General features: G+C 41.0%; 9 protein-coding genes and 2 pseudogenes. 3 read left to right on the top strand and 8 right to left on the bottom strand.

Going from position 1 to position 13,056, the window contains the following annotated elements; genetic code table 11:
* Window positions 1–686 precede the first annotated feature (686 nt).
* The 3 genes from galE to N1I87_RS02870 all read right to left on the bottom strand — a co-directional run bounded on the left by galE (window position 687) and on the right by N1I87_RS02870 (window position 5,335).
* Window positions 687–1,664, bottom strand: a complete 978-nt coding sequence (gene galE / locus N1I87_RS02880) for a UDP-glucose 4-epimerase GalE (RefSeq protein ID WP_327824069.1) — start codon at window positions 1,662–1,664, stop codon at window positions 687–689.
* Window positions 1,665–1,685: 21 nt separating this feature from the next.
* Window positions 1,686–3,440: a phospho-sugar mutase gene (locus N1I87_RS02875; RefSeq protein WP_341100589.1), complete on the bottom strand. Its 1,755-nt coding sequence runs from the start codon at window positions 3,438–3,440 to the stop codon at window positions 1,686–1,688.
* Window positions 3,441–4,222: 782 nt separating this feature from the next.
* The gene (locus tag N1I87_RS02870; protein WP_003353982.1) at window positions 4,223–5,335 is read right to left on the bottom strand and encodes an RNA-guided endonuclease TnpB family protein; all 1,113 of its coding nucleotides are present in this window, start codon (window positions 5,333–5,335) and stop codon (window positions 4,223–4,225) included.
* 87 nt (window positions 5,336–5,422) lie between these two features.
* Here N1I87_RS02870 and N1I87_RS02865 point away from each other — a divergent pair, with 87 nt between their 5' ends.
* Window positions 5,423–5,563: a ribbon-helix-helix protein, CopG family gene (locus N1I87_RS02865; RefSeq protein WP_003352379.1), complete on the top strand. Its 141-nt coding sequence runs from the start codon at window positions 5,423–5,425 to the stop codon at window positions 5,561–5,563.
* A gap of 405 nt (window positions 5,564–5,968) precedes the next feature.
* On the opposite strand, the gene galU is transcribed toward N1I87_RS02865, so the two are convergent.
* The 4 genes and pseudogenes from galU to N1I87_RS02845 all read right to left on the bottom strand — a co-directional run bounded on the left by galU (window position 5,969) and on the right by N1I87_RS02845 (window position 9,494).
* Entirely contained in the window at window positions 5,969–6,862 is an 894-nt protein-coding gene (gene galU, locus N1I87_RS02860) for a UTP--glucose-1-phosphate uridylyltransferase GalU (RefSeq protein ID WP_341100587.1), read from the bottom strand.
* Between the two features lie 307 nt (window positions 6,863–7,169).
* Window positions 7,170–7,936 (bottom strand): annotated as a pseudogene (locus N1I87_RS02855) (tyrosine-protein phosphatase).
* Window positions 7,937–8,060: 124 nt separating this feature from the next.
* On the bottom strand, window positions 8,061–8,753 hold the full coding sequence (locus tag N1I87_RS02850; protein WP_341100585.1) for a CpsD/CapB family tyrosine-protein kinase: 693 nt from the start codon (window positions 8,751–8,753) through the stop codon (window positions 8,061–8,063).
* A pseudogene (locus N1I87_RS02845) lies at window positions 8,743–9,494 on the bottom strand (YveK family protein). Before N1I87_RS02845 ends, N1I87_RS02850 begins: the two are co-directional and overlap by 11 nt.
* A 212-nt stretch (window positions 9,495–9,706) precedes the next feature.
* On the opposite strand from N1I87_RS02845, the gene N1I87_RS02840 reads away from it, so the two are divergent.
* Complete coding sequence (locus N1I87_RS02840; protein ID WP_341100584.1) at window positions 9,707–10,465, top strand: SGNH/GDSL hydrolase family protein; 759 nt, start codon at window positions 9,707–9,709, stop codon at window positions 10,463–10,465.
* A gap of 647 nt (window positions 10,466–11,112) precedes the next feature.
* Window positions 11,113–11,799, top strand: a complete 687-nt coding sequence (locus N1I87_RS02835) for a YndM family protein (protein ID WP_341100583.1) — start codon at window positions 11,113–11,115, stop codon at window positions 11,797–11,799.
* A 139-nt stretch (window positions 11,800–11,938) separates the two neighbouring features.
* On the opposite strand, the gene yfkAB is transcribed toward N1I87_RS02835, so the two are convergent.
* Window positions 11,939–13,054 (bottom strand): radical SAM/CxCxxxxC motif protein YfkAB, encoded by a 1,116-nt coding sequence (gene yfkAB, locus N1I87_RS02830; RefSeq protein ID WP_341100581.1) that lies wholly within the window; start codon window positions 13,052–13,054, stop codon window positions 11,939–11,941.
* Window positions 13,055–13,056: the final 2 nt, after the last annotated feature.

Raw genomic sequence — 13,056 nt, 5'->3', positions numbered from 1 at the left:
TGGACACATCTCCATCCATCTTTTTAAAGACACTCTATGACCAAGTTGAAACCAAAAATTACTTCACGCCAAAAAACATTCTCGCACCTTCAGCATCGTTCCGCTACATTCTAATCCTTATACAATATGTACACGCTCAATGTGTGTCCACGTAATCTGTTTCCTTTCCCGTTGCTAAATGACAAACAAAACCACGTCATAATAAAAATTTTCATTAAATAATGAATTCTTAATTTGATTGTATACCCGAACCCAGTATGCAAGTCAAGGCAAATCAGGAAATTGTTTTCAATTTTTTGGTTTCTTTTTCCTTCGGTTAAACGTCTGAAAGCTTTACATAAAATGTTTTCCATCCGCTCAGGATACATACTCTTTACTTATACACGTTTCAGCGTGATCAGCAAAATGTCGTTAAGAAGCCAGCCGATGATTATTCAAATCAAATTGCTTCCGTTCTAAACAAATCGCTTCAAAATTGCACCGACGCTGGAAATTGTTGAAGGATCGTTTCAAAGGCGATTAAATAAAAATTTGTTCATAAAATCCATTAGAAGTTTATTACATCCGGATGAATGATGCTAAACAAAACGATTATTCTTTCATTTTTCGAGAAACGACTCCGGAAAAGAAAAAGGACATTGCTCTAAACATCAGTTTTTGGCAATGTCCCTTTCACTATTCCTTTCCTATTTGCCGATAAATCCCTTTTTATGCCACTTCCATGCGGAGGCGATGATTTCCTCCAAGCCGTATTCCGCTTTCCAACCTAGTTCGTGGTAAATTTTTTCAGAAGTGGCGACGAGTCTAGCCGGGTCACCGGGACGGCGATCTGTATATTCAATGACAGCTTTACGTCCGGTGACGCGTTCGCACGTATCGATCACTTCTTTTACGGAATAGCCTTTTCCATTTCCTAAATTATAAGTTGCTGATTTCTTTTCGCCCGACAACAAGGCATTCAGCGCCAAAATATGGGCTCGAGCGAGATCGGTAACATGAATATAATCGCGGATGCACGTTCCGTCCGGCGTATCGTAGTCAGTGCCAAAGACGGAGATTTTCGGACGCTGGCCAAGCAAATGCTGCAAAATAATCGGGATTAAGTGCGTTTCCGGATCATGCGCTTCCCCAATTTCTGCCGATTCATGTGCGCCCGCTGCATTAAAATAGCGAAGAACGACATAGTGCAAATCGTACGCATCGGCAAAATCAGCCAAAATCTGTTCCACCATCAGCTTCGACCGCCCATAAGGATTGATCGGTTGGGTCGGCTGCTGTTCATCGATCAGTTCCACATTCGGGATCCCATAAGTGGCCGCCGTCGACGAGAAGATAAAATTCTTCACGCCATGCTCGATCATCGAATGCAATAACGTCAAAGTATTCGCCACGTTGTTTTGGTAATATTTATAAGGATGCTGCACTGATTCCCCCACCAAACTATTGGCAGCAAAGTGCATCACCGCTTCAATCGGATAATTTGAAAATAATTTATCGAGTACCGCTTTATCGCCCAGATCTCCTTCAACAAAGTGTGCACGGCGATCCACCAGCGAACGGTGCCCCGTCGATAAATTATCAAGAACGACGACTTCTTTTGTTTCTACAAGTTCCTTTACAAGATGGCTGCCGATATATCCGGCGCCGCCAACAACTAAAATCATTGCTGACATCTCCCTTTTGTCTTAGTAAACAGTGATTTGATTTAGTTCATTTTCCACCCATCGCATAACGTCTTCTTCCAGTCGCGCCAATCTCTCGGCACTGTTTTGCAAGGACGTTCCTTTCACGCCGAAATAAAACTTGGCTTTCGGCTCCGTTCCGGACGGGCGAATGCAAAACCAAGATCCGTCTTGAAGATAATATTTCAGAACATTGGAAGACGGCAACGAGATCTTTCTGTGACTTAACTCTGTAAGATCCATGTGTACACCTTTTAGGTAATCTTCAACTGCGACGATCGGGGATCCGGCCGCTTGGGCAGGAAAAGACTCGCGAAATTTATCCATCAGGGCGGCAATGGTCTCCGATCCGTCTTTTCCTTTCAAAGTCAGCGACCGCAGTGATTCACGGAAATAGCCGTATTGTTCAAAAATATCCATCAGACCGTCATACAAACTCTTTCCTTGTGCTTTGTAATACGCTGCTACTTCGGCTGCCAGCACCGCTGCCTGAACAGCATCCTTATCGCGTACGAAATCGCCGATCAAATAGCCATAGCTTTCTTCATAGCCAAATAAAAAGGTATGTTCTCCTGTCTGTTCAAATTCTTTGATTTTTTCGCCGATAAATTTAAATCCAGTCAACGTATCAATCGTTGGAATGCCAAAGCTTTTGGCAATTTCCCTGCCTAGCTCCGATGTCACAATCGTTTTGATCACCACGCCGTTTTCAGGAAGCGTGTGGTTGGCTTTCTTCTGCGTCAACAAATAATGAAGCAAAAGCGCTCCTGTTTGATTTCCGGTCAACACATGATAGTCGCCTTGTGCATTTTTCACAGCCACACCTAAACGGTCAGCATCCGGATCCGTGGCCAGCAAAAGATCGGCGTCTTCTTTTTCCCCATAACGGATCGCCAGTTCAAAAGCGCTATGCTCTTCCGGATTGGGAGATTGAACCGTAGAAAAATGGCTGTCAGGCTGCTCCTGCTCTTTCACCACGGTGATGTTCGTAAAGCCAAAGTTTTTTAATCCTTCCCGAACAGGGATATTTCCCGTACCGTGAAGCGGCGTATAAACAATTTTCAACGAATCAGCCACAGAAGATACGACTTCCTTGTTCTGACGGATCGTCTGTAATTGTTGTTGATACGCTTGATCCACTTCGCTCCCAATATACGTGAGAAGGCCGTTATGGACAAGGTCTTTTTCTTCTGCCACTTCCACCGTCAACTCATTTTCGACAGCTTGAACGTAGCGAATCAATTCGTCCGCCATAGCAGGAGGCAATTGTCCGCCGTCCGGTCCATATACTTTGTAACCGTTGTATTCAGGAGGATTATGGCTAGCGGTAATAACAACACCCGCAAATGTGTGTAAATGGCGGACAGCAAACGACAATACGGGAGTCGGACGCAAACTTTCAAACAAAAAGGCGCGAATTCCATGTTTCCCCACCGTTTTCGCCACTTCCAAAGCAAACTCCGGCGATTTCCGGCGGGAATCGTAGGCAATTGCCACGCCGCGCTTCACCGCTTCCTCACCTTGAGACTTTATGTATTGCGCCAGCCCTTCTGAAGCTTTCCGAACCGTATAAAGATTCATTCGATTCGTACCAGGTCCGAGTTCCCCGCGCATGCCGCCTGTCCCAAATTCAAGACTCTTATAAAAGCTGTCTTCCAACAGTTTTTCATTATCTTTGATACCATCCAACTGGTTCTTTAAAACTGGATCTAAATTTGGATAAGATGTCCATTTTTCATAGATCGTTTTCCAAGTCATATTGTTCCCCTCCAACTCCCCAATAGAATCATTAAAATACTGCATACATGAACATTCTGATCTTTTCCTCACCACTAACCATAGTCGAGCTAAAATGATCATCCTGTATTAAAAGTGTACCGCTGATTAGTCATCAAACTATTCGTAGGCTGACAGCGCTTTAGACAACGCTTCCTTTTATATGAAATATTTTCCAATCACCGAAGTACAATTCTTAATTCACCATGAAGACCCCATTTTCCTTTTCAATCATAGTCTTCTTGATTGCATGATAAAAAAGCATAGCAAAATTCTTTCTTTACAGAGAGAGCCGGTAAAACTCTGCTTACAAACTTAATGAAAAACGCAAAACGAAAAAAGTACAAATCTGAATCCAAACTCTTTTTATAATGACCTCTAAAAGAAAAAACGGAATCGATCACAAAAAAGTTCAGTTGAATATTACATTCTATTCGCGTCCCATTTTATACATTCAAAAAACAAGTGAATGACAAAGAAAAATAGAGAATGGCTGTACTTGCAGGATTCAACTTTCGTTTAAAAAAATCCTTTTAATGGTTAAAAGCAGTATATCTACTCAGTAATGAATGCTTATATCCATATTTCCCTGAGTCCAACGAAAATTCTATTTCATCTTAGCAAAAAGATTCTCTACCATTATTGTGAACTACCCTCCACTTATCAACCTTACGGTTTGATTGAAGTGGGGGCTTCTCGGGTAATCCCGTCTAATGACAGAAAATTGACCGAGCTAACCCTCTCGTTCCGAAAGTTATTATTCTTTATGCTAATAAGCGTAATCCCTCATTTTTGATATTGATTGCTGAATTGTGATCGCGATCTAATACAAAGCCGCAAGAACATTTATATACACGTTCAGATAATGGCATTTCTTTTTCCTTGCCGCAACATGAACACTTCTTAGTGGAGGGAAACCACTTATCAATTTTCACAAGTTGTTTCCCCTGTTCTTTTAGCTTATACGCTAAGAAAGTAGTGAACATCCCCCAGCCGTTATCATGAACGCTTTTTCCAAAGTTGAGGGCTTGAGACATGCCTTTCATGTCTAAGTCCTCAATAATCACAGCGTCATAGTTTGTTGCTAATTCTTTTGACTTATGATGAAGAAAGTTTCTGCGCTGATTCGCTGTCTTTTCATGTAGCTTAGCCACTTTCAGGTGTTGTTTTTCCCATCTTGCAGAACCTTTCTTTCTTCGAGAAAGAATTCGTTGTGCTTTTGCTAATTTATCTAAGGCTTGCCGATAGTAACGTGGGTAATTGGCTTTCTTACCCTGTTCACTCTCGACATATAGACCATCCATAGCAAAATCCAAACCAACAACTTTCTGTATTTTAACTGGACGAATATCTTTCTCATATTCTGTCAAAATTGAAATGTAGTATTTGCCTGTCTTTGTTTTAGAAATAGTGCAAGATTTGATTTTATAATCAGCAGGTATCTCTCTATGCTGTTTCATTTTTATTGGCTTTTTGATTTTTGGCAGTTTGATATGACCATTTTCTAGCTTAATATTTCCGTTGACCATATTAGTTGTATAGGATTGTTTTGCTTTACGATTTTTGAACTTTGGAAAATCCGCATTTCCTTCAAAGAAATTCTTATAAGCAGTCTGTAAGTTCATTTGTGCATTTGCCAAAGCTAAAGAATCCACTTCTTTTAGGAATGGAAATTCACTTTTATATTTTGCAGGGGTCGGAAACTTTTGCTTTTTAAGCAATTCTTTATCATCCTTGAACTTTTCATACGTTTCTTTGCGTTCAGCTAACATCTTATTGTAGACAAAGCGAACACAACCAAATGTCTTAGCTAATAATGCGGATTGTTCTTTGTTTGGTAACAAACGAAACTTGAAAGCTTTGTTTTGCTTGGCCATATCAATTCACCTCACTTTGTGCGGAAAAATTTCGTATATATTGATTATACCGTAAAAAATCCGTACAATCAATATGAGGTGATAATCATGAGAGAAGAGAAAGAACGTGTAGAAATTCGTATGCCTAAGACGATATTAGAAAAATTGGAGCAATATCAAAAAGAAAATGGGATTCCAACTAGAACAGCCGCAATCTTAGAATTGTTGAGAAAGGGATTGGAAAAATAACTTTGGCTAAAGCCAACCGAAATTCATCTCCCACCTACTCATTGGTGCTATTCGCACCTTCACATTCCTAGAGGATGGGAGACTTCTTTCGGAAAGACGTTAAAATAATTCATCGAAATCACAGCATATCTTAACTGGGTCAAACTTTTCGGTTCTTTGTATTCGTTTTTATTTTTTTATACAGTAAACAACCGTCTTTCTTAAAAGGAATGCGATTCATTGACTTTTTTGATCACCCGAGCAAAGGAAGAATAAAAAGAAACAGCTGGTAAAATCACGATCTTTTCCCCAACTGTTTCAAAATGACGATTCTGAGGTTGTATAGAACGACAAAAGAATCGGGTTAAGTGACTATTCACAAATTGACTATAGCTAAACGAGCTAATTTTCTTCATTTTTTCTTTCTTACATATTCACTTTATTCAGATTGGTTTCTTTTAAAATATTATCCATGATTTTCAACAGTGGCTCTTTTAATTCCGAATCTTGTAATGCTATTTCAATCGTGGTTTGAATAAATCCCAGCTTCTCGCCCACATCATATCGCTTGCCTTCAAATTGATAGGCAAATACTCGCTGAATTTGATTCAACTTTTGAATGGCATCCGTCAGTTGAATTTCTCCTCCGGCTCCTTGCTCTTGTTTTTCTAAAAACAAAAAGATTTCCGGCGTTAAAATATAACGGCCAATAATCGCCAAATTGGAGGGAGCTGTTCCCGGTGCCGGCTTTTCCACAAAATTTTCTACTTGGTAGCGGCGCCCTTGGCTTCCAGCCGGGTCGATAATACCGTAGCGGTGTGTTTCTTCTTCCGGAACTTCCTGAACCCCGATAATGGAAGAATGGGTTTGTTCGAATTGATCCATTAATTGCTTTAAACACGGCGTATCGCTTTGAACAATATCGTCGCCTAATAGAACGGCAAACGGTTCATCCCCGATAAAATTGCGGGCGCACCATACGGCGTGGCCTAAACCGAGGGGTTGTTTTTGGCGTATATAGTGGATGTTAGCTAAATTGGAGGAATACCTGACTTTTTCCAACAAATCGAGCTTCCCTTTGTCCGCCAAATTATGCTCCAGCTCCCAGGCATTGTCAAAATGGTCTTCAATCGCTCGTTTACCTTTTCCAGTAACGATGATTATATCTTCGATCCCGGATGCTACTGCCTCTTCCACTATGTATTGAATAGTCGGCTTGTCCACAATCGGCAACATTTCTTTCGGCATGGCTTTCGTTGCGAGCAAAAAACGAGTGCCGAGCCCGGCAGCCGGTATGATCGCTTTACGTACCTTTTTCAAACCGCATACTTCCTTTCGTTTGAATTTTTTAGAATGCCGATGGGTTTTGTTCGAATAACGGATTTTTATAAAATATACGCAAAATGCAGTTGATTATGTTTGTATTTTAACAAAGTAAAATTAGTTAGGTCACGAGCCATCTCTCACGTTTCTCTCGATGACCGACTTTTATGAAAGAGCCACTCCCTCAGGCATAGAATCCCTACCTAATGGTTATTTTTTATGGATAGTTCAGTTGATTTGTTGAAAAGAGGTTCGATTCAAACATTGTTGTTGATTCGGGCTAAGGCTCCAACCCGATATTCTGTTAAAATAGCCCGAGAAATTTTTTCTTTTTAATTTGTTGCGGCGGTTCTTTCATGATATTCTGACCGCTGACTGCCAATTCTGCATTTTCTTGAAAGTAATAGACATAATCGATTCCAAATTCTTTTTCAAGTCGATCCAATGTCTCCATCATTTTGAACGGGCGTTTGTTTGTATTGTGTGCATCCGAAGCAATAAAATGCGCTAAGTTGGCGCCAATCAGCTGTTCCGTAAATTTCTGAATTTTTTCCCGAAATAGCCGGTGAGGCTGGCAGCGGTAATTTGCGCTGCCGCTCCGTTCTTAACTAGATTATACAATTTGTCCGGGTCCTGGATTAGTTCTTGGTTTCGTTCGGGATGAACAATGACAGGCACTAGCCCCTTCATTTGCATGTCAAAAAGGAGCTGTTCCGCGTACTTTGGAACATAACCGGACGGAAATTCCACCAATACATAAGAGGAATCCCCGCCAAGAGTGGAGATTTCCCCATTTTCATAGTCTTGAAGGAGTTCTCCGTAAATCCGCACCTCTTGTCCGGGGAGAACCGTTACATTAATCCCTTCCCGTTCCAAATGCGCATTTACTTCCATTACTTTTGCGACAATCTCTGATTTACGATTAATATATTTTCTGTTCATATGGTGGGGAGTGGCGATGATCGTATGAATTCCTTCTTTTTCTGCTTGTTTGGCCATTGCAGCTGCTTCTGTCAAAGTTTGAGTCCCATCGTCCACCCCAGGTAATATATGGCAGTGTATATCGATCATCGTCTCTTCCTACTTTCCGATTTAAGATTATTTTACTGAAATGAACAGATTGTTGCACGGAATCCATTTTAAATATTTTCAAAGACTATGTAAGAAAATATAGAATCTCTCAGTGGTTTCCATTCTATTTTTCTCCATAATAATAGTAATAGCTTGAACTTTTCATCGTTTTGCTGTTTAAAACAGCGCCCAACAACTTTGCTTTCGCCGCTTGAAGCAATTCTTTCGCCTTAAGAGCATTTTCCAATTCCGTTACTCCGCTTTTGACAACCAGCACCGTACCTTGGCATTGGTTCGCCAGCACTTGAGCATCAGTGACCGCCAAAACAGGGGGCGAGTCAAATATGACGAGATCATACTGTTTGTACGCTTCCGCCAACATTTGTTCCATCATCCTCGAACTTAACAGCTCGGCTGGATTAGGTGGAATCGGGCCCGAAGATAAAAGATCGAGCTTCTCAACATCGGTTGCTTGAACCGCTTCCACCAGCGATGCCTGTCTCGTAAGAACATTGGTCAATCCAACCGTATTGGTTACACGAAACGTATAATGCATAGTCGGTTTTCGCAAATCACTATCCACAAGCAAGACGCGTTTTCCTTGTTGGGCGAAAACAATGGCTAAGTTAGCAGCTGTCGTCGATTTTCCTTCTCCCTGGCTTGCAGATGTCACCATAAAGGAGCGTAGTTCGCCATCAGCAGATGCAAATTGAATATTAGTACGAATCGTCCTGTATTGTTCTGAAATAGGCGATTTTGGGTTCAACTTTGCAATCAATTTTCGTTTATTGTCTATTTTTTTCGTTTTACGAGCCAAATGTCTCACCCCTTACTTGTTTGCGATGTGAAGAACGTTGGGTGGCTAGCTTGATATCTTCCTCTGAAATCGTGGTAACCATGCCGAGAATCGGAAGTTCCAATCGTTTTTCAATATCTTGTTCGTTTTTGATTGTATTATCTAAATACTCAAGTAAGAAGGCTAGCCCTACACCTGCCATTAAACCGACGACTACAGCGATCGCAATATTTAGGAGCGGTTTCGGTTTCACCGGCGTCATGTCTTTTCCTAAATCGGCTTTAGATAAAATGCTAACGTTATCGACATTCATAATTTTCACAATTTCTTGTTTAAACACTTCCGCTATTTTATTCGCAATTAACACTGCTTTGTCAGGATCGGGGTCTTGAACCGATACGTTCAGTACTTGAGAGTTCTGCTCGCTGTCGACGGTTATTTTTTGGTTCAACGTGTCAGTCGTCATATCCAATTTCAATTCTTTAATAACTTTTTCCAAAACGGCCGGACTTTTGATAATCACGCTGTACGTATTCACAAGCTGCAAGTTGGCCTGCACTTGATTGAAATCGTACATTTGCTGATCGTTTTTTGACTGGTTGACAAGCAGCTGCGTAGCGTAGAAGCCTGGTAAATCGGAGTAAGAATAAAAAAGCTGACTAATCCACTTATCAGGGCTGCCAGTACCGTAATCAACACAATCAGACGCAGCCGTTTTTTCAGAGTTTCCATTAAATCTCGCAGGCTGATCGTTTCTTCCATAATGTCCTCCTTTAGTAAGTATAAATAAGTCCAAAGTCCGAGGACTTTATACTATATGATTCTAAGATACTATTAAACAGGAAAATTATATCATAGTTGCTAATTTTGATAAACCTTGTCATAATCTTATTGAAAATGTTGTCGATTAGCACTTATATTTAAATCTTTTTGAAAAATTTTTTGAAAATAGGAATTGTTTTGGAGGATTATGGATGAAAAATTTGATGACGTTGTTATTCGCAGTGGTCGTTGCCCTTTTTTTATTGGCAGGCTATTGGTATTGGAAGGAAAAAACGACCGTCGATTCAACCGCTGTGGTGACACCCGTTTCCGGAAACGGATCAAACGAAAGTTGGAAAGATTTGTCGAGTCATTGGCCGGATCAGGCTCGCAAACAGCTGGCAAAATCATTCCATGACGGAAAGCCATTTCAAGTAGCCATTGTCGGCTCTAAAGCACTTGGAAAAGAGGATAACGGCTGGTCTGTTCAATTGAAGAAAGCGCTGGAGACCGCCTACAGCCCGGTACTGAAAGTATCGATTTGGGAAGAAGAAGGGACATCACTCGACTTTCTTCAAAATGGGGAGATAGAGAAAATTGCCGCTTCCAAACCCGATATGATTCTGTTCGAGCCGTTTACATGGGCTGACAACGGCAAAGTGTCTGTAGAAGACAACCATACGGTTATTCAGACGTTTGTGCGTGACGTCAAAGCGGAGAACGAACATGCAGTCGTGATGATCCAGCCGCCAAATCCGATTTACGGTGCATCCAACTATCCGGAGCAAGTCAAATCGCTTAAGGAATTCGCAAAAACAGAAGGATTGAACTATATCGACCATTGGAAAGTTTGGCCGGACTACTCCTCTGACAAACTGAAAGATTACATCGATGAAAGCAACGGCTTGCCGAACACGAAAGGTCACGCTTTATGGGCGAAGTTTTTGAAAAAGTATTTTATGGCTTCATAAATTCAAGACACATAACATGAATTCCGTATGTTCCATTGCGGTCCTTGTTATTTTCCCGCTAATAGCCTCTCCTTTTTTATTTTGACCGCAATGGCTAAATGACGGATCCACAAGAATCTCCTCTCCATTTTCACACCGCCACAAACTTCAATTGCGTCCAAAAATCTTATCATTTAAGTCTATCTTGTAAATCCATTTTTGGAAAAAATCCATTTATTAAACATCTATCTTCACTAATTATTTTGGCCTAATCCATTTTCCACCGACGGGAAAGCTGACTTCCGCTATCAAAAAGGGCTTCTTTGTCGAATTCTTTCTTCCGCAATTTAAAATATTTCCTCAGAGCAGATGTATGCTTCATTATTGTTCGACAACAACAGAAATTGCCCGGGAAATTTAGACAGAAATATTTGTCCAAAAGTATCAATTTTATTCCTCATTCGTGTGAACCAGTAGGAATCTGTCATTTTAAATGAATGGTTGAATTCCTTCTGCATTGTTTCTTAACAACTTATTTTTCGCTTTTAACAGTTTGAAAAAATAAAGGTGTGAAGAAAATCACGGGAAAGATTGGAAAACGAGAGGTGAATGAATAATCCCCTTTTTCGGAGCCAACCTAAAATTGACTTCAAAAAGGAGGGTTATAAATGGAACACGTAAAAGCACTAATCATTAAGTTTGTCATGGTCATGATCATATTAGCATTCGTGCTTGGATTATTTTACAGGGTGGATTTCGGTGAATATTTTACCATAAGCTTAATTGTGACAGTCGTATCCTATATGTTGAGTGATCTTTTTATTCTTCCGCGTTTCGGAAATACAGCCGCTACCATTTCCGATTTTGTATTGGCGTACATTTTAATATGGGCCGTCGGAAGCGGTATTATAAATGAAAACATTTCCCTTGGCTGGGCAAGCTTCTGGTCTGCTTTGATTTTAGCGATTGCCGAAATATTCTTCCATCGCTATATAAACAAAAGTGTGTTCAATGAAGACCGAAACAACGGCAGAGAAGCCCGCCACAATCCAGCCTTTAGCTCCGAATTCGGCGAAGAAGATGAGATTGTGTCAGCGAAAGATTTCCGTACACAAAATAGCCATGACAATCACGCTGACAGCAGCAATATCCATTCCAACGATCACAACAGTATAAGTAACAACAACTTAACGAACAACAATTTCAATCCCAATAACTTAACGAATAACAACCCAACGAATAACAATTTCAATAATAACAACCTGACTGATAACAACTTCAGTAATAATAACTTGAAAAACACAAAAGACAACAATGTTCGTCGCATTTATGACAACGATCAAAATGATCAATAACGACAAAACTTTATATTTAACAACAGGATGGCTCAACTTCCATCCCTTTTTGCTCTTTTTTGCCTCCGTTTTTCTGAAATCAAAAGAGGTCCTCCCAACACTATTTCTAGTTGTGGAAAGACCCCGATTGAATGTTCTTTTATTGAGCAATAAGAGCTTTTCGATCTCGGAAAGAGACCGTTGGATAATAGGCATTTTTCACAAGTACATTTGGACCGAGACAGCGGGCTTGCGGGCAATGGCAATGAAGTTCTTTCGCCCATTTGGAATCAAGCCAGCGTTCAAATGCCTCGGAAAGCGTATCTGTTTGTACATTGCCAAAAGGCGGTGTGTCGCCAAAATCAGTCACAATAACGTCGCCTGTAAAAATATTGACGTTTAACCGAGAGCGTCCATCCGGATCATTACGGACGGTTACATTTTTTTCCTGATAAAGTCGTTCGAGCAAGCGGAGATCTTCCGGATTGCGGCTGCATGGATAGAACGGCAGCGTGCCAAACAACATCCAAACATCCTGGCTGCGGATATCGAGCAAGTGATGGATGGCCTCTCGAATTTCCGTTAACGAGAGCAAGTGAAGGCTGGAAGCAAAATCACTTGGGTACATCGGATGTATCTCGTGGCGAAAAGCTTTCATTTCCTCCACCACTTGACGATGTATCTTCTCTAAATAAGGAAGCGTCTTTTTATTCAGCATCGTTTCCGCAGAAATCTTGACTCCTTGTTCAGCAAGAAGACGGGAATTTTCAATCATCCGCTCAAACATGGCCTTTCTTTTACTCATTGGCGGTTTACGATCCATCATCGCAAAACCAGTTTCGCTAAATTCTTCAATCGTTCCCCAGTTATGGGAAATATGTAGAACATCGATATACGGCGCCAGCTGTTCATACCGTTCTGCCGGCAGCGTCAAGTTGGAATTGACTTGTGTGTAAAGCCCTCTGCTTTTCGCATATTTCAATAGAGGCAATGTATAGTTTTCCACCGATTTTTTCGACAACATCGGCTCTCCGCCTGTAATGCTGATAGCGCGCAAAGTCGGCACTTCCTCCAAGCGCTGGATCAATAGTTCTACAGGCAAAGCGTCCGGATCCTTTGCAGCCAGCGTATACCCTACCGCACAATGGGCGCATCGCATATTGCAAAGATAAGTAGTAGTAAACTCTACGTTAGAAAGTACATATGATCCGTGCTGTTCAATATCCATATAAGATTCCCACGGGTCAAAATCAGGGGAAATAGAACGTGACGTCATAA

Source organism: Bacillus sp. FSL W8-0102, from assembly GCF_038007225.1.
Classification (GTDB): Bacteria; Bacillota; Bacilli; order Bacillales; family DSM-4216; genus Bacillus_O; species Bacillus_O smithii.
Note: the sequence above shows the minus strand (reverse complement) of the source record. Positions and strands in the feature narration are given on the sequence as shown.